The organism is Sorangium sp. So ce726 (genome assembly GCF_051521405.1).
Taxonomy (GTDB): Bacteria; Myxococcota_A; Polyangia; order Polyangiales; family Polyangiaceae; genus Sorangium.
Genome location: NZ_CP150349.1, coordinates 8,368,857 through 8,387,199, shown reverse-complemented (window position 1 = coordinate 8,387,199; position 18,343 = coordinate 8,368,857). Strand labels below are relative to the sequence as shown.

General features: G+C 69.4%; 11 protein-coding genes. 6 read left to right on the top strand and 5 right to left on the bottom strand.

Annotated features, from left to right (window positions below; all coding sequences use genetic code 11):
- Positions 1 to 3: 3 nt before the first annotated feature.
- Entirely contained in the window at positions 4 to 840 is an 837-nt protein-coding gene (locus WME79_RS30815; RefSeq protein WP_272094395.1) for a PspA/IM30 family protein, read from the bottom strand.
- A gap of 53 nt (positions 841 to 893) precedes the next feature.
- Positions 894 to 1,283, bottom strand: a complete 390-nt coding sequence (locus WME79_RS30810; protein WP_437522103.1) for a hypothetical protein — start codon at positions 1,281 to 1,283, stop codon at positions 894 to 896.
- Positions 1,284 to 1,649: 366 nt separating this feature from the next.
- Between WME79_RS30810 and WME79_RS30805 the strand changes: the two genes are divergently transcribed.
- A complete protein-coding gene (locus tag WME79_RS30805; protein ID WP_437522102.1) occupies positions 1,650 to 3,173 on the top strand; it encodes a serine/threonine-protein kinase in 1,524 nt (507 codons plus the stop codon).
- Between the two features lies 1 nt (position 3,174).
- Positions 3,175 to 4,566, top strand: coding sequence for a sigma 54-interacting transcriptional regulator (locus WME79_RS30800; protein ID WP_437522100.1), 1,392 nt, complete (start codon positions 3,175 to 3,177; stop codon positions 4,564 to 4,566).
- Positions 4,567 to 4,609: 43 nt separating this feature from the next.
- Here WME79_RS30800 and WME79_RS30795 read toward each other — a convergent pair whose 3' ends face one another.
- On the bottom strand, positions 4,610 to 6,412 hold the full coding sequence (locus WME79_RS30795) for a monovalent cation:proton antiporter-2 (CPA2) family protein (RefSeq protein WP_437522098.1): 1,803 nt from the start codon (positions 6,410 to 6,412) through the stop codon (positions 4,610 to 4,612).
- A 44-nt stretch (positions 6,413 to 6,456) separates the two neighbouring features.
- Here WME79_RS30795 and WME79_RS30790 point away from each other — a divergent pair, with 44 nt between their 5' ends.
- From WME79_RS30790 to WME79_RS30780, 3 genes are all read left to right on the top strand, one after another.
- Positions 6,457 to 7,866 (top strand): B12-binding domain-containing radical SAM protein, encoded by a 1,410-nt coding sequence (locus WME79_RS30790; protein WP_437522096.1) that lies wholly within the window; start codon positions 6,457 to 6,459, stop codon positions 7,864 to 7,866.
- Between the two features lie 323 nt (positions 7,867 to 8,189).
- Positions 8,190 to 9,710 (top strand): hypothetical protein, encoded by a 1,521-nt coding sequence (locus tag WME79_RS30785; protein WP_437522095.1) that lies wholly within the window; start codon positions 8,190 to 8,192, stop codon positions 9,708 to 9,710.
- Positions 9,711 to 10,294: 584 nt separating this feature from the next.
- Positions 10,295 to 11,860 carry a hypothetical protein gene (locus WME79_RS30780; RefSeq protein ID WP_437522093.1) on the top strand — a complete coding sequence of 522 codons (1,566 nt, stop codon included), beginning with the start codon at positions 10,295 to 10,297 and terminating at the stop codon, positions 11,858 to 11,860.
- 33 nt (positions 11,861 to 11,893) lie between these two features.
- Here the strand turns inward: WME79_RS30780 and WME79_RS30775 are convergent, their stop codons facing one another.
- Together WME79_RS30775 and WME79_RS30770 are read right to left on the bottom strand one after the other, a co-directional pair.
- The gene (locus WME79_RS30775; protein ID WP_437522091.1) at positions 11,894 to 12,412 is read right to left on the bottom strand and encodes a hypothetical protein; all 519 of its coding nucleotides are present in this window, start codon (positions 12,410 to 12,412) and stop codon (positions 11,894 to 11,896) included.
- A gap of 148 nt (positions 12,413 to 12,560) precedes the next feature.
- The gene (locus tag WME79_RS30770; RefSeq protein ID WP_437522089.1) at positions 12,561 to 12,752 is read right to left on the bottom strand and encodes a hypothetical protein; all 192 of its coding nucleotides are present in this window, start codon (positions 12,750 to 12,752) and stop codon (positions 12,561 to 12,563) included.
- Between the two features lie 357 nt (positions 12,753 to 13,109).
- Here WME79_RS30770 and WME79_RS30765 point away from each other — a divergent pair, with 357 nt between their 5' ends.
- Entirely contained in the window at positions 13,110 to 17,975 is a 4,866-nt protein-coding gene (locus WME79_RS30765) for a hypothetical protein (protein WP_437522087.1), read from the top strand.
- Positions 17,976 to 18,343: the final 368 nt, after the last annotated feature.

Sequence of the window (18,343 nt, the reverse complement as noted above, 5' to 3'; positions counted from 1 at the left end):
GCTCTAGCGCTTCATCCTGGCTTGTTCACGTTGTTCTTCGGCCTCGAGCTCCGCGATCGCCGCCGCGAGCTCGTCTTGCTCGGCCTGGGGCGCGGCGGCCGGCGCGCCGCCTGCGCCGGCCACGCGCACCTGCGGCGGCGGCGCCGCGGCGGGCGGCGGCTCGGGCGGGAGCACGCCCATCTTCCGCTTGAGCGCGAGCAGCTCGTCGTCCGCGCCCGCCGTCGCCTCGAGCTGCCCGAACCGGTGCGCCAGCGTGTCGCCCGTGTACTGCTCGGCGATCTCCCCGGCGGCCTCGGCCTCGGCCTCGATCTGGTCGATCTTGTTCGCCATCCGATCGAACGTCTCGAAGGCGGAGGCGTTGTTCAGGCCGCTCATCGTCTCCTGGATGGCCTTCTGCGCCTCGGCCCGCTTCTTCCGGGCGATGAGCACGTTCTTCTTGCGCTTCGCCTCCTCGATCTTGTTGTTCAGGAGGCGCAGCGCCGTCTTCAGCTGGTCGACGGCCTGTTTCTGCTTCTGCCACTGGTCCTTGTAGGAGGTGGCGAGCTGGTCGTGCTCCTTCTTGCGGTTCAGCGCCTCCTTGGCCAGCGCGTCGTCGCCCGCCTTGATCGCGAGCATCGCCCTGCGCTCCCACTCCGCGGCGTGGGCGGCCTCCTGCTCGGCCTGCTTGGCCAGCCGCTTCTCGTCGGCGATCGAGACGGCGACCTGCTTCTTCGCCTCGATCAGCTGGTTTGCCATGTCGATGACGACCTGGTTCAGCATCTTCTCGGGGTCCTCCGAGCGGCTGATGAGGTCGTTCAGGTTCGACTTGATGAGGGTCGCAAGGCGCGCGAAAATTCCCATAGATCAGCTCCAACTCTCGGGGTGCGCAGGGTCGAAAGGCGCGGCGGGTCTGCTCAGCTGAGCGCGAGATCGTGCAGCACGGGGACGTGGCGGGCGAGCGCGAGATCGATGTCGCTCAGGATCGCCTCGAGCTCGTTCATGTCGAGGTTCTCGAGCTCCAGCGCCGCCGACAGGACGACGGTGCCCGCCTCGATCCCATACGAAGCATGCATCAGATCCGTCGCGTTGTACTCGAGCAGGCGGCGGAAGAGCTTGGTCTGGTGTGTGTCGTCCCCGGGGACAGGGCCGATCGAGACACGCACCGCCACGATCGGCGGGTCGATGCGGATCGCGATCGGCGGCGCGCCCGGGCCCCCCGAGACGAGGTAGGTACCGGCGTCGTTCTCGAACCGGCGATCGAGCTGCAGGAGGTAGGTTTCGACATCCTCGGCTGTGCGCGGCATGGCGCGCCGAGCCTACAGAATCATGTCGCATCGGGCTAGTGCCGCGTCCCTCGGATTCTTCCCGGGATTCCGCGCGCCGCAGGCTGCGGGCCGCGGCGACGACGCCGCGACGATCTTCCATCGAGCGCGCGCGGCTCGCCGTGGTCCTCCGAACCATGGCGTCCCCTTCGTTGGGTTCGTGCTCCGATCGCCTCGGCGCGCTGTCACGCTGTGAGCCCGCAATGCGCGCGGCGAGCCGCAATACGCGCCGCGAGCCGCGCTCCATGATCGGTTCCGCTCGCTCCGGGAATCACCGCGTTTCCCCGGATGCTCGCTTTTTTCTCACCCGTTTGAGAGTGGCGGTGGTACGGTCCCGATCCAGGTTACGTGGCGATCCACCCGGGCGACGTCGTTGCTGGCTACCGTGTCTCCCGCCTGCTCGGGCGGGGCGGCATGGGCGAAGTCTGGGCAGCAACACGGGAATCGGACAATCAGCAGGTCGCCATCAAGGTCCTGCTCGCGCGCGCCGCGATGAAGCCGGATCTCGTGCGGCGCTTCGACCGCGAGGCGAAGATCGCCTCGGCCATCCAGAGCCCGTACGTCTGCCTGCTGCTCGACGTCGGCCAGACGGACGAGGGCGAGCACCTGCTCGTGTTCGAGCAGCTCGACGGCGAGTCGCTGGCGGACCGGCTGAAGCGCGAGCAGTACCTGCCGTTCAGCGAGGTCGGCCCGATCATCGATGACGTGCTCCAGGGGCTCGTGGCGGCGCACGCCGCGGGCGTCATCCACCGCGATCTGAAGCCGGGCAACATCTACCTCGAGCACCTCGGCCTGCCGGACCGGCGCGAGCGCGCGAAGATCCTCGATTTCGGCATCTCGAAGCTCATGCGGCGCGAGAAGGAAGAGCCGACGCTCACCGCCTTTGACGCGACGCTGGGATCGTTCGCGTACATGGCGCCGGAGCAGGTGAGGGGCGCCGCGCGGGCCGACGAGCGCGCCGACATCTACGCGGTCGGCGCTGTGGCCTTCCGGGCCCTGTCCGGGCGGCTGCCGTTCGAGGGGGCGAACGCCGCGGTGCTGGTCGCGATGAAGCTCGATCGCCCGGCGCCGTCGCTCGCCGAGGCGACCGGCGAGAAATGGCCGGTAGGCATCGAGCGCTTCCTCGAGCGGGCGCTCGATCGCCGGCGTGAAGGGCGCTTCGGCTCCGCGGCAGAGGCGCTGTCGAGCTGGCGCGCCATCCAGCCAGCGAACATCACGCGCGCGGCGCGGCGCACGCAGCGGAGCAGGTATCCCTCCGAGCTGCCCGACGCGTTCCTGGAAGACAACCCCACGGTCGTCGACGGCCCCCCGACGATGACGGAGAACGGCGGGTTCACCGACGCCGGCCACAGCTCGCCGCCCCCTCCGCTCGCCCCTCCCAGGGCCAGCACGGTGCCCCCGCCGCCGCCGAGCAGGGCCGGGAGCACGGTGCCCCCGCCGCCGCCGAGCAGGGCCGCTGCGCCGCCGGCGTCGCCGAGCAGGACCGGCGTGGGCGCACCGCCGGCGCCGCCGAGCAGGGCGGGCGCAGGCGCGCCTCCAGCGTCGCCGAGCAGGACCGGCGTGGGCGCGCCGCCGGCGCCGCCGAGCAGGGCGGGCGCGGGCGGACCGCCGCCACCGCCGAGCAGGGCGGGCGCGGGCGGACCGCCGCCACCGCCGAGCAGGGCGGGCGTGGGCGGACCGCCGCCACCGCCGAGCAGGGCGGGCGTGGGTGGACCGCCACCACCGCCGAGCAGGGCGGGCGTGGGTGGACCGCCGCCACCGCCGAGCAGGGGCGGGGGCGCCGCGCCGCCGGCGCCGCCGAGCAGGGGCGGGGGCGCAGAGATTCCCCGGCCGGAGGGTCCACCTTCGCGCCGCAAGACAGAGAGGCACTGAGTTGCTCGACGCGACGGTAGGCACGAAGAACCGGGTCGAGGTGCGTGGCGGGCGCATTCGCCCCACGAAATCGTCGGCCGCGCGTGGCGGCGGATGGCTCGAGATCGGCACGGATCCCGTCATCGTGGGCCGCAACGCGGCCTGCCAGCTGGTCCTCGACGACGCCAAGGTCAGCGCGGTGCACGCCGAGTTCGTCGCCACGGAGCAGGGCGTCCGCGTGCGCGATCTCGACAGCAGGAACGGGACCTTCGTCGGCGGCGTGCGGGTCGGCGACATCTACCTGCTCACGAGCACGAAGCTGCGGCTCGGCGAGACCGAGATCCAGTTCGAGCCCCTGCGGCCCGAGCGCATCACGGTCTCGGCGATCCCGTCGTTCGGCCCGCTCGTGGCGAGCAGCCCCGGGATGCGGGCCATCTTCGAGCGCCTCTCCAAGATGGCGCCGACCGACCTCACGGTGCTCATCACGGGCGAGACCGGCACGGGCAAGGAGCTCGTCGCGCAGGCGCTGCACCTCGCGAGCGCCCGCTCGAAGAAGCCGTTCGTGGTCGTGGACTGTGGCTCGATCCCGCCGACCCTGGCCGAGGCGACGCTGTTCGGCCACGAGCGCGGCGCGTTCACGGGCGCGGTCGACAAGCGCCTCTCGCCGTTCATCGAGGCGGACGGCGGCACGATCTTCCTCGACGAGCTCGGCGAGCTGCCGCTCGAGGTGCAGCCGAAGCTCCTCCGCGCGCTCGCCGAGCGCCGCATCAAGAGCGTCGGCGGGTCGAGCTACCGCGAGGTCGACGTGCGCGTGCTCGCGGCGACGCGCCGCGACCTCGTGCGGGCCGTCAACGGCGGCAACTTCCGGAGCGACCTCTACTTCCGCGTCGCGCAGATCAAGATCGAGCTGCCGGCGCTCCGGCAGCGCGTGGAAGACATCCCCGTGCTCGTCCGCCGGATGCTGAAGGATCTCGGCGACGAGAGCGCCTACGAGCGCGTCTCGAACATGACGCTGGAGCGGCTGATGCGGCACGACTGGCCGGGCAACGTCCGCGAGCTGCGGAACGCGGTCGCCGTCGCGTTCGCGCTCGCCGCCGAGGGGGAGGAGATCGACATCGCGGCGCACCTCGGCGCCCTCACCGAGACGCCGGTGCACCAGAGCTCCTCACCGTCGATCCACCCGGGCGGCGGCGGCAGCGCGGCCAGCAGCGCGTTCGCGTCGATGAAGGGCCGCCAGTTTCAGGAGGCCAAGCGCGACGTCCTCGCGCGGTTCGAGCGCGACTACTTCGCCGCCCTGTCCGAGGACGCGAAGGGCAACGTGAGCGAGATGGCGCGGCGCGCGGGCATGGAGCGGGCGCACGTGCGGGCTTACCTCCGCCGCCACGGCATCGGCGCGAAGCAGGAACAGGAGTGAGCTCGGGCGACGGGCGGATTGAACCCGCCTGAACAGGGCAGAGTCACACCGCCGCGGCCTTGTCGTCCCTGCCGGACGGCGCGATCTCGTCGGACTCGAACAACCCTTCGAGCTCCTGCGCCGCCTGCTTCGCCGCCTCGATGAGCTTGACCTCGTCGTTGTGCACCGCGTGCCCGCGGAGGAGCACCTTCTCGTCGTGGGCCCGGAACCGCTCGATGGTCGTGCGGGCGTCCCGCTCCCGCATCCCGAGGCCCTCGAGCACGCGGGCCGCCACCTCGAGCGACGACAGGAACGTCTCCCGCTCCAGCACCGTCACGCCGATATCCATCAGCTGATACGCGTGCTGGCGGTTCCGGGCGCGCGCGTAGATGAGGAGGTCCGGGAAGTGCCGCTTCACCACCTCCGCCGTCTTCACTGACGACGCGACGTCGTCGATCGCCAGCACGAAGATCTTCGCCTTGTCGGCGCGCGCCGCGCGGAGCAGGTCGAGCCGGGAGGCGTCGCCGTAGTAGATCTTGTTGCCGTACTTGCGGACGAAGTCGACCTGCGTCGCGCTCGCGTCGAGCGCGGTGAAGGGGATCTTCCTCGTGCGGAGGACGCGAGAGACGATCTGGCCGAAGCGGCCGTATCCGGCGATGATGACCCTCGGGTCGTTGTCGTCGATCGCGTCGAACTCGCGCTCTGGCCCGCCCCGCTGCCATCGCTTGACGATCGCGTCGCCGAGCGCGATGACGAGCGGCGTGAGCGCCATGGACAGCGTGACCACGACGACCAGGAGGTCGGCGAGGAGCCTGTCCATGATGCCCTGTCCCGCGGCCATCCCGAAGAGGACGAAGGCGAACTCGCCCCCCTGCGGGAGCGCGAGCGCGAGGTCGCGCGCGGAGCCCGACGCGTGCCCGGTCACCCTGCCCAGGATGAACAGGACAGCGGCCTTGAGCGCCATCACGCCAAGGACGAGCCCGAGGACGAGCAGCGGGCGCTCGATGACGAGGCCGATGTTCGCCGACATCCCGACGGCGATGAAGAAGAGCCCCATGAGCAGGCCCTTGAACGGCTCGATGTCCGCCTCGAGCTCGTGGCGGTACTCCGAGTCGGCGAGCAGCACGCCCGCCATGAAGGCGCCGAGCGACATGGAGAGGCCCACCTGCACCATGAGGAGCGCCGTGCCGAGCACGACGAGCAGGGCCGCCGCCGTGAAGATCTCGTGCGCGTGGGTGGCGGCGATGGCCCGGAAGACGGGGCGCACGAGGTAGCGGCCGCCGGCGACGACCGCGAGCAGCACGGCCACCGCCTTGAGCGACGAGGCGACGGCGCTCCCCTCGGCGGGGGCCGCGCCCCCGTGGCTGAGCAGGGGGAGCACCGCGATCAGCGGGATCACGGCGAGGTCCTGGAAGAGCAGGATGGCGAACGCGGAGCGGCCGTGCTGCGACTGCATCTGGCCCTTCTCGGCCAGGATCTGCAGGACGAACGCCGTCGACGAGAGCGAGAGCCCGATGCCCGCGATGGCCGCCGTATCGGCGCGCAGGCCGAGCCCGGCGCCGATGAGCGCGATGAGCGCGCCCGTGACGGCGACCTGCGCGCCGCCGAGGCCGAACACGGCGCGGCGGAGCACCCAGAGCCGCGACGGCTGGAGCTCGAGGCCGATGAGGAAGAGGAGCAGCACCACGCCGAGCTCCGAGAAGTGGAGGATGTCCTCGACGTTGGTGATGATCCGCAGCCCCCACGGGCCGAGCAGCGCGCCCGCGACGAGGTAGCCGAGCACCGCGCCGAGGCCGATCCGCTTGAACAGCGGCACGGCGACAACGGCCGCACCGAGAAAGACTGCGGCGTCAGAGAGCAAGCTCATTCGTCGTGGGTCTCCTTGAGGCTCCGTGATAAGCACGATCGGCCATGCAGATCGAGCTCATCGCCACGGCAAGCGAAGATTCCGCGTACCTGCCCCGTGTGGGGCTCGGCACCCTCGCGGCGCTCACGCCCCCCGAGGATGAGATCATCTACACCGATGACGTCGTACAGCCCTTCGATCTTGAGCGCGACGTCAAGGACGTCGACCTCGTCGGCATCAGCGTCGACAGCAAGACCGCCCGCCGCAGCTACGATATCGCCGCCGCTTACCGAAGGCGCGGCGTGAAGGTGGTGCTCGGCGGCATCCACCCGACGGCCTGCCCCGACGAGGCCCTGCAGCACGCGGACGCCGTCGTGGTCGGCGAGGCGGAGGACGCCTGGCCCGCCCTGCTCGCGGACGTGAAGCGCGGTGAGCTCAAGCCGTTCTACCGCCCGGAGCTGCCGAACCTCGCGGGCAGGCCCGCGCCGCGGCGCGACCTGTTCACCTCCAAGAAGTACATCCCGTTCCAGGTCGTGCAGACGATGCGCGGCTGCCCGTATCCGTGCGAGTTCTGCAGCGTGTCGACGGCGAACGGCACCACGATGCGGTTCCGCCCGACCGACGAGGTGCTGAGCGAGCTCCGGTCGCTCGGCAAGCTCATCATGTTCGCCGACGACAACGTGATGATCCACCGGGCTTACTCGAAAGAGCTCTTCACCCGGATGGTCCCGCTGAAGAAGCACTGGATAGGCCAGTGTTCGCTCGCCGCGGTCAAGCGCCTCGAGAACGTGAAGCTCATGGCCGAGAGCGGGTGCAAGGCGCTCTTCATCGGCTTCGAGAGCATCGACGAGGAGACGGTGAAGTTCACCGGAAAGCGGCAGAACCGTCCCTCCCAGTACAAAGACACGATGGCGATGCTCCACGATCACGGCATCTCGGTCTGGGGGAGCTTCGTCTTCGGGTTCGACACGGACGATCCCGAGGTGTTCGATCGCACCGTGGAGTTCGGCATCGACATGAAGCTGACGATGGCGCTGTATGCCATCCTCACCCCGTACCCCGCGACGCAGCTGTACCGCCGCCTCAAGGCGGAGGGGCGCCTCACGGACGAGCGCTGGTGGCTGCGCCGCGACCACGACGCCGGATCGCCCTATTTCGTTCCCAAGCAGATGTCGCGGGAGCGGCTCCGGGAGGGGTGGGTGTCCGCGTGGACGAAATTCTACTCGCCGTCCTCGATATGGCGCAGGTTCACCCTCACACGGCAGTCGAGCTGGATTCAGCTGGCGGGCTTCTTTCCGCTGAATTTCATGCAGCACACGCTCGCGCACCGCAAGATCGCGGGCGGCGAGCAGCGCTTCCGCTCCGGCGTGCACATCGAGGAGACGGCCGCTTCGTCGCTGGCGCAGCCGCAGCCGGAGCCGGAGCCGCAGCCTGCGAGGGCCAAGGGCGCTCGGCAGCTCCCGATCATCGGATAGGCGATCCCCTGGCGCCAGCTTCGCGCCCTGTGCGTGCGTGGGCGTCGTCCTGCACGCTGCGGCGCGATGGTACGCGCGGCGCAATGGTGCCGCGCTCCGCTCGTCGGCAATCAGGCGGCGCCTTGGCGCGGATGTGGGCAATCGAGCGCTCCTGGATTGACAGCAGCCTACGGTGAGCGCGCGACATTCTCCTGTCGCGCTTGCAGTGCGATTGTCGCTTGCTGATTTTGCTACACTCGCGTGAGCTCCTGGAATGCCGGGGTATCGAGCGGCGGGTGTGCCTGCTTTGTCGCGGCATTGAGGGTCCCTCAAACGGAGGTGTCATGGGTCGACGTCGGTTCTCCTTCTCGCTCTCGCTCCTCATTGTGGTGGGCGCTGCCGTGTCCAGCGCTGGCTTCGCGGCCAGCTGCAGCGCGACGGGTTCGTCCAACGTGCTCGACTCGAGTGGAGCTGACGATACAGGGGTGGGAGCGGGGGGCACGACCGGTGGAGTCGACGGGCTGGGTGGGCTCCTCGATACCGATGGAGGGCAGGAGCCACACAGCGATGTGACGGTGAACCCTTGTGGGAGCGCGTGCGGCGACAGGGAGCTATGTACCGGCGCGACTCTCGGCCTGGACGACGACTGCGATGGTTCGATCGACGAGACGTGCCCTTGCATCCCCGGTCAGGCGCACTCCTGCTTCCGCGGCGATCCGTCGTTCCGGAACAGCGAGGGCTGCTTTCCTGGCACCCAGCTCTGCGACGAGACCGGCACCTGGGGCCCGTGCGTCGGCGGCGTGCACGCCGACGAGAACTGCCATATGGATACCGGCGCTCCGTGCCACCCGATGCAGGCGGCGCCCTTCGCGAACCTCGACCTCAAGGTAGGCACCGGCGCGTTCAGCGCGGATGCGGTCGCGGGATCCGAGCAGTGGACGGTGGACTGCCCCGATGGCGTCGACCCGTGCCCCGGCGTGACCGGCGCGGATCCAGCGGACGATTTCAAGCCGCTGCAGTCGGGGGAGTACACTGTCACGTACACGAAGCGCGTAGCGAGCGGCGATACCCAGAGCTGCCAGTACCCGCTCTTCGTCAGCGCGGGCGGCCTTCGCGTCGAGCTCGAGTGGGAGCACGACGTGGGCGACGTCGATCTCGATCTGCACCTCCACAAGCCGAACAACACGCAGCCCTGGAAAATGCTGGGGTCGTCGGTGGACTGCGGATGGAACAACTGCGCCATCCTGCACTTCGCGACGGAGTCAACGGAGCCCTCGGATATCCGCTGGTTCTTGAACAGCGCGAGACTACCGGATCCCGTGAACTGGTACCTCGACCCGGTGCCCGACAACAACAGCTGCTTCAACGCACCTCGGGGCGTGGGGAAACAATGGAAGACCAACGGTCTTGGCTGCCATAACCCGCGGATCGACCTCGACAACAGGGGGTGCGACCCCACCCTGACCGACCCCGATGACGAAGACTTCTGCGCGCCGGAGAACATCAACATCGATTTTCCGCCGAAGCGTCAGTGGATGCGCATCGGCGTGCATTACTACAGTGAGGGCATGGTGAGGCACGATATCCACCCGCGGATCAAGATCTTCTGCGACAGCGCCCTCGGGGCCGATCTGGGGCTCACGGGGTTCCACAGCCCTGAGCGTCCCGTCGCGTTCAAGCCCACGGACGGACGCACCATGTTCTGGCTCGTCGCCGACGTGCTCTTCCCGGAGCCGGACGAGTGCGGCCAGGCGGCCTGCGTCGTGCAGCCGCTCTACCAGAGCGCCAGCGCGAAGACGCCGCTGCTCACCACGCGGGACGACGTCGAGACGAGCTTCGGTCCCGCCTACCCGACGCTGCCCTGAAACGCGCGCCCGACGCTGCCCTGAAACGCGCGCCCGACGCTGCCCTGAAACGCGCGCCCGACCCGCCTCCAGATCACCGCGATAGCCAGGGCCTCGCGACGTCAGCGCGCGCGAACGCGCCGGCGCGAGCGCGCGAGCTCTGCCGGCGCCACCTTGCCCCACGCGCAGGGGCCGTGAGGCGCAACGCCACACCGGCCAGCAAGGCAAGCTTCGTGGTGATCTGTCTGAGGATGATTTCTCTGACGCATCGGATGAGCTGGTGGTTCGCCTGACTCCGCGTCTGGCGAGAGTGCGTCTCGTCGGCTGAAGGCGGCTCATTGTGGCCATCGCCGGCCGGAGTCCGTGCTAGGGAGTCCTCCTCCTGCGACTCACCCTGCTGAGTCTGCATGACAGTAGTTCTTATTACTCGATGAGGGTCGGGGCTTCGTGATCCGCCGTCCCGAGCCGCGCGTCCGCGCGCGCTGGGGACAGCGGTATCCGCTTTGCTTCACGCTGTAGTGCCTGGTGCACGGCGCGCTTCGCCGTCGCGCGGAGCGGGCGCAGGCCGCCGCGACACCGCGTCTAGGTCTCCAAGTGGAGGTATCATGTCTCGTCTTCGTGTCTCCTCCGTGCTCCCCGTCGTGATCGCGATCGCGGCGTCGGGCGCCGGTTTCGCGGCCGGCTGCAGCGCCGAAGGCAAGCGGCTCACGTTCGATCTGACGACGGGCGGCAGCTCGCACGCCGACGAGGCGGGCAGCGCCGGCGGGGCGGGCGGCGCCGACGTGGCGACCGCCCAGCCTGGCGACTCGGAAGGCTACGGCGGCTTCCTCGGCGATATCGGTGGAGGGACGCACGAGGACTTGCCCGAGGTGACGGTCAACCCGTGCGGGAGCGCCTGCGGTGCTACGGAGCTGTGTGGCGTGGATGAGCTCGGCGTGGATCACGCCGGGCTGGACGACAACTGCGACGGGATGATCGACGAGAGCTGCGGGTGCATCGCCGGGCAGGCGCACTCCTGCTTTCGGGGCGATCCGTCGTACCGGCGCAGCCCGGGGTGCTTCCCTGGGACCCAGATCTGCGACGAGACGGGCACGTGGGGCCCGTGCGTCGGCGGCGTGCACGCGGACCAGAACTGCCACCGGAACGACGTGGCGGGCTGCCACCCGCTCCAGGCGGCGCCGTTCACCACCGTCGATCTGAAGGAGGGCACCGGCACGTTCAGCGAGGACGCGCGTCCGGGCTCCGAGGTGTGGACGGTGACGTGCCCGCCGGGCGTGAACCCGTGCCCCTCGGTGGGAGGGCAGGGGCCGGCGGACGATTTCAAGCCGCTCCAGTCGGGCGAGTACACGGTCACGTACACGAAGAGCCTGGCGAGCGGCGAGGCCGCGACCTGCGTTTACCCGCTGTTCGTCGGCGCCCGCGGGCTCCGCGTCGAGCTCGAGTGGGAGCACGAGCCGGCCAGCGTCGATATGGACCTCTACCTCCACAAGCCGAACAACATGCAGCCCTGGACGGTCGGCGGCTCCAGCGCCGCGTGCGGCTACGGGAACTGCACGCTCGACAGCCTCTCGGGCGGCGCGGCCATCACGTGGTTCAGCGATGTGGCGACGCCCCCCGAGCCGGTGAACTGGTACCTGGATCCGGAGGAGACCAACAACAGCTGCTTCTACGCGCCTCGCGGGGTGGGGGAGGACTGGCGCGACCACGGCAAGGGGTGCCACAGCCCGCGGCTCGATCTCGACAACATCTCCTGCGCCCACCGCACCACGGACCCGGACGACCCGACCTTCTGCGCGCCCGAGAACATCAACGTCGATTTTCCGCCCAAGGCCAACTGGATGCGTATCGCCGTGCACTACTTCGGCGGCAGCGTGTCGTTCGACGTGCACCCGCGGGTCAAGATCTACTGCAACGGCGAGCTGGGGGCCGATCTCGGGCCCACCGGCTTCTACGACCCCGAGGGGCCCGTGGCCTTCGTTCCGGAGGACTCAGGCGACAGGTTCTGGCTCGTCGCCGACGTGATCTTCCCTGAAGCGGGGGAGTGCGGAGGCGATACGTGCGTCGTCAGGCCGATCTACCGGGACGAGACTGTAAAGACGCCGTACCTCTCGACGGTCCGCGACGTCCGCAACGACTTCGGTCCGGCCTACCCCAGCCTGCCGAGGCCCTGACGGCGCGGCGCTGGCCGGCGGCGGGCGCGCCCCTCACGCCTCGACGCCGGCCCGCCTGAGGAAGGCGAGCGCGGGCCCGAGCGCGTAGGCGGGCGCCCTACCCAGCCGCAGCTGCTCCCCGGTCGACAGGTGGAGGAGCAGCCAGCGCGGCGCGAGGCCCGGCTCGTCGACGTCGGTGTCCGAGGCCGGCGGGGTCGAGACGCTGACGATCGTCTGGATCGGCATGACCCGCCGGAAGCCACGGCCGTCCTGGATGAGCTCGTCGCGCTCGAAGTCGAGGCGGAACAGCCCGTGGAGCCGGCGGCGCCGGCGGACGGCGAGCAGCGCGGCGGTGGCTCCGGCGGTCCACGTCCCCGCGATGAAGAGGATGGGAAAGGGGGCCGCGCGCGCCGCCACGATGCCCGCCACGACGAGCGAGGCGACGAGCGCGAACGCGGCGACGCGACGGACGGCGAGGTCCAGGCCGTCGCCACGGCACTCGCAGACGAGCACGGTGCCTTGCGCCAGGATGGTGCCGTCGGTGTTCGAGAGCAGGACGTCTCCGTCAGGCACGGTGTTCCTCCCGATCGGGTGAGGTGGTCGAATACCGCAGACTCGGGAGCGAGGCGAGGGGCGATGGGGGAGAAGCATGTGCCGAGCCGCCGGGGGTATCCCGGGCGTTAACCAACGCTTCGCGCTGCGTTCTCCTACCTCCGAACGTTTACGTGGACGTGGACGTGGACGTGGACGTGGACGTGGACGTGGTCGTCAACGGCAGGCCGTAAACGACCACGACCACGTTCACGACCACGTTCACGACCACGTTCACGTCCACGTTCACGTCCACGCTCACGTCCACGTCCACGTCCACGTCCACGTCCACGCTCACGTTCACGTTCACGTCCACGTTCACGTTGGTGATCGATGGTGGGGTGAAGGGGGCGGGCTTCGTGCCCTGAACGTGACCGAATCCGTCCCAGCCCGGAGAGGCTCGGCGAAAAGGCGGCAACGGCCGTCAATCGCCTAACGCTCGGCGCGGGATGGGGGCCGCGCGGTGAGACGGGCGCGAGGCGGAAAAGGCATTGAATGCCCGTGGATTGGCCAGGAATGGCGAGGGGGTGGCGCGCGTGGTACGTGGTATGCCGCGGTGCCAGCGAGGGCGAGCAGGCACGCCCCTCGCGCGACCGGGGCGGTCGTCGCGGCGACTGAGGCCGAGGTTCTCATGGGGGCATGCGCGCTCGGGACCGAGCTGCCAGAGGAGGACTCTGCGATGAGTTGGATTGTGAGACAGGCATTGCTCGCGGCAGCGGTGAGCTTGATCGCGGGCTGCGCCGAGGAGCGGCCGGCCATCAGCCAGGTTCAGGCCAACGCGCTGGCGAAATCGTTCTTCGTCGGCGCCGATCTCCAGAGCAAGGAGGACGATCCCGAGTTCTGGGCGCGGACCACGGTGGTCGACGTGGGCTACGGCGCCTCGCAAGACGGGCTCTTCTCCTCCTCGTATGCTCAGGCCGATGTCGCGCGCATCAAGTGGATCATCCAGGAAGACCTCCTGCTCGGGCGCCTCACCTACGAGCGCGTGAACGACAGCGACGGCAAGGGCGCCGGCGCCGCCACGGACGATGGCGTCGTGGTCGTCGCCTACAAGATCCTCTCCCACTTCGACGTCCAGCGCGATTACAACCGAGCGACGGGGGAAGAGAGCAACGTCGTCGTCGAAAATACGACCGACCGTCCATGGTATGAGCGCGAATACATGCGGGTCGACTGGTCGAAGAACCTGAACGTCGACTCCTACGACTTCGACACGCTGTCGCTCATCGGCGTCTACGGCGGCGTGCAGTACGAGCCGCTCTCCTACTACGTCAGCGACCCGAGCCACCCCGACGCGCCCCATTTCGACCCCGAGGAGGGGTATTTCGACGTCACCAACAAGGCCTTCGCGATGCCTCAGCTCGTCGATCTCAGCCACCTCGGGTGGGGCATCGACAGCTTCCCGGCCTGCATGCTCGACACGGACTTCGCGGGCGGCACCGCGCCGGTCGGCTCGTGCAATCCCGTCGAGATCACCCTCCGGCAGTCGTTCCGGCGCGTCGTCGATCGGGACTACGAGCCGACCGAGTGGGACGGCTACCGGTTCCGAGCGTTCGGCGCGTTCGTGCGAGAGCGCTTCGGCTACGCCCGAAACTACGGCATGAGCGACGCCAAGTGGCACCGCATGATCTCCCGTTACAACATCTGGGAACGCAGCCACTACTACGACGATCCAGAGAGCATGACGGGCGAGGTCCCGTGCTTCACGCCCGAGACCACCCCCGCCGGCGCAGATCCGCACCGCGACCAGGACCGGAACGGGACCGAGGACGAGTGCGAGGCCGTCACCGGAGCCTTGATGGCCCGAGATGGAGGGATGGAGGCGGTGGGGCCCGGCTCGCGGTGCGATACCTTCAAGCAACGGTGCACCCTGCCCTACCAGCGGCGCGAGGCCGTGCCGCAGGCGTGGTACGTGACCTCGGACAGCAACCCCGACTATTTCGCCGCCACGGACATGGCAGCCCACGAGTGGGACGTCGCCCTGCGCAGCGCCGTCGTCACCGGCAAGTACGCCGAGTGCGTCCGCACGCAAGGGGACGCGGCGCGCTGCGGTGAGGCGTTCCCGGTCTACGACGGGCAGATGGACGATGACGCCGACGCCATCGCGCTCTCGCGCGAGGTCGACGCGTGCCGGCGCGGCGCGGCGCGCGAGGGGCAGCCCTGCGAGGCCCTCGCCGACGAGATCGGCGCGCGGCGAGGGTACTCGAGGGGCGTCATCGCGCTCGCGAAGATGCCCGAGATGATCGTGCTCTGTCACAGCCCCGTCGAGGCGGCCGACCCCGAGGCGTGCGGCGGTCCGCGGCTCCCCGCGGGCGTGACCGCCAGGATGTGCAGCGACGAGCGCCGCAAGGATTCAGGGCGGGATCCTGAGCGGATGAGGGCGTGCGGCGGTGCGCTGAACGCTCGGATCGGCGACCTGCGCTATCACCAGATCAACAACTTCGAGGCGCCGCAATCGCCGTCCGCCTGGGGCATCTACAGCGACTCGGAAGACCCGCTCACCGGCGAGAAGGTCGCGTCGAGCATCAATATCTGGACGCACGTCAGCGACATCTGGAGCCAGGGCGTCGTGGACACGGCCCGCTACATCAAGGGAGAGCTCAAGACCGAAGATGTGACCGACGGCGATTACGTCCGGGACTGGGCGCAGGCGAGCGAGGGCGCGTCGAGGGGCGGCGCGCTGCCGCGGTTCACGCGGGAGGAGCTGGCGCGGCGGATCGCCCGGTCCGCCGGGGTGGACGAGGCGGCCGTCTCCGAGGGCTCCGGCCAGATGGCGCAGAACCCAGCGCTGCGCGAGAGCCTCCGGCGGCTCTCGAAGGAGGTGCGCGGCATCGCGGCGGACGCCACGGCGCCCGACAGCATGCGCGGGGTCTACGAGGCGCGCCGCAGGGCCGCGGCGGGCACCGAGCTCGAGGCCGAGCTCACGACGAAGGCGATCCAGGAGCTCACCGGCGTCCAGGGGCTGCCGCTCACGGACGAGGTGATGCGCTTCGCCTCGCCGCTCCGAGGGGCGAACCCGAGCGTGCGGCGCGAGCTCGGGAACCTGAAGGAGATCGCGCTCGCCGAGCGCGGCGCGTGCGTGATGCAGGAGGCGCCGGCGCCGCTCGCGACCGCCAACCTGGCGGATCTCCTCGAGGAGAAATTCGCGAGCAAGCACGGGCGCTTCGGCGAGGGGGACGCCGCGCAGAAGGCCCGGCGCGCCGAGGCCATGCGGCGCTACCTCGCGCAGCGGGCGCACTATTCGGTGATCCTCCACGAGATGGGCCACTCCGTCGGGCTGCGGCACAATTTCGTGAGCTCTTCCGACGCCTGGGGCTACCGGCCGCAGTACTGGCAGCTTCGCACGAGCAATGGGCGGGTGAAGACGAAGTGCGAGACGCTCTCGGAGGACGGCGAGGCGTGCGTCGGGCCGAGGTATTACGATCCCGTCACCGAGAACGAGCGGAAGAACCTGATCTGGATGTTCATGCAGTCGTCGACGATGGACTATGCCGGCGAGCCCACGCAGGACCTCATCGGGCTCGGCGCCTATGATTTCGCCGCGACACGGATGTTCTACGGCGATGCCGTCGCCGTGCACGCCGACCCGAGCTACAAGGCGACCACCCCGCGCGGCAAGGGCGTGCTCGCGAAGATCGACGATTTCGGCGGCATCCTCGGCATCCAGCCCGAGTACGACGACGAGGACATCCATTACTCCGAGCTGCAGAACAAGTACGAGCTGATCGCGCCGCGCAGCTGCGTCGAGGTCGACCCGAGCGCATACGTGCCCTCGGACTGGGACGAGGAGCTGGACGGCGTCTGGCACCCCTTGCTCGACGGCCAGCTCGTGTCGATCGGCGGCAAGTACACGCGGTGCCGGCAGCAGAAGGTCGATTATGTCACCTGGCGCGCGCTGGCGACGCCGAAGGACGTGAAGGGGCCCTCGGTGGACCCGGCGGGGCGGACGCGCCTGCCTTACGGCTTCGCGACCGACCGGTGGGCCGACCTCGGCAACCTGAGCGTGTACCGGCACGACAACGGCGCGGACGCCTACGAGCTCTTCAATTTCTTCGTCACACAGCAGGAGGTGAACCACATCTTCGACAACTACCGCCGCGGCCGGCAGGCCTTCAGCGTGCGCGCGGCGTCGGAGCGGACCCTGAACCGATACAACGCGAAGATGCGCGACGGCGCGAAGGGCCTCGGGCTCATCATGAACATCTACCGCGAGTTCGCGCTGGACCGCGGCTACGATTTCGACACGTTCTGGGTCCAGGCCGCGAACAGCCTCTTCAAGGAGAACGCCCTCGCGGCCGGGATCGCGTTCGATCACTTCGCGCTCCAGATGGCGCGCCCGCAGCCGGGCGAGCATTTCCTGCCGGACGGGGACACCGTCCTCCGGTCATCGAGCGATGTCTTCGGCGATCCCGGCGAACCGCTGGTGGTCGTGCCGAACGGCGCGACGGGCTATTTCGGCGATATCGCCGTGGGGGGCAAGCCGCTCGAGAACGCGCTCGCGGAGGACAAGGGCGAGTACGACTCGTCGTACACGATGAACGCCGGGGCCTATTACGACAAGGCGTGGGTGTCGATGCTGATGACCGAGTCGGTCGACAACTTCATCAGCGACTCGCGGCACGACTTCCTCGACGCGCGTTACCGGGCGGTCTCGCTCGCCGACGTCTTCCCGGAAGGGTACCGCCGCTGGCTCGCCAACAACCTCACGGGCGACGACGCCCTCAAGGGCGTGCGCGTCGAGGCGGACCAGCGTGGCCGGCCGGTCCGGGACGCGAGCGGGTACCCGGCCGGCGCGCTCGGCTGGACCTCGTGGTGGGCCGAGAGCGGGCCGGAGAGCTGCTTCCCCGCGGCCGGGAGCATCGTCTGCAGCTCCTACGGCGCGCCCGACAGCGCGCCGTGGAACCCGCGGGCCCCGGCCAAGGTCGCCATCCTCGACCCGCAGATCGGCTGGGAGCAGCAGAAGTTCCTCATCGCGTGGACCCTCCTCTACCTGCCCGAGAACCAGAAGCAGAAGTGGCTGGACATGATGCACGTCTGGGAGGCCGGTGCAGACACCGATCCCGGCTTCCCGGACCGGGTCGAGCTCCACCACCCGTCCGGGAAGGTGTTCATGGCGAAGGCCTACGGGACCGAGTCCGTCTTTGGCAAGGTCGTGCAGAAGGGCATCGGCGCGCGCGTCCTGGAGTACGGGAATGAGCTCCTGGCGAAGGCGTATGTCACCGAGCCTGGGCCCGACCTCGACGGTGACGGCAAGGCAGACTGGCACAAGGTGAAGCTGAACCCGGAGACCGGGCAGCCGATCGTGCGGTGGGATCCGACGATCGCCGCCATCGCGGAAGACGGCGAGGTCCTGCGGGAAGGCGTGGACGGCTGCAAGGCGGACGCCGACGTGGACGATGAGGACTTCAGCGATTTCTACAAATGCACGTGCTCCTCGAACCGCGCTTGCGGCGCGCTCGAGAACTACCTCTCGGTGCCCGCCTTCATCCGGCAAGCGCTGGCGGCGTTCAAGCTGGGTGATCCGACGATGAAGGGCCTCCACTGAGCCCACGCCCTCGCGAGCGGGCCCGGCGCGGAGGACAGGAGCCCCGCGAAGGGATGAGCCCGGCGAGGGCGTGAGCACATCCGAGCACATCCGATGGCCGCCTCACGATGACGAGGCGGAGGCCCGGCGACGCCACAATGGTCGGGGCATCTTGCCGCATGGGGCGATTCGCCCCACGCGGTCGCGCGTTCACCGCGGCGCTCCAGGTGGGCCTGCGTGGCTCGGGTTTTGCTGAACTTTTCCATGAAATGACGTGTTGTTGGATACCGCCCACCCCACACGGCTCCTGTGTCGGTGACGCAGGACGGCCGGGCGGGTCGCGGTGCCGACGAGCTGCATACCGGGCCTGCCGTCGTGGAGCGCGGATT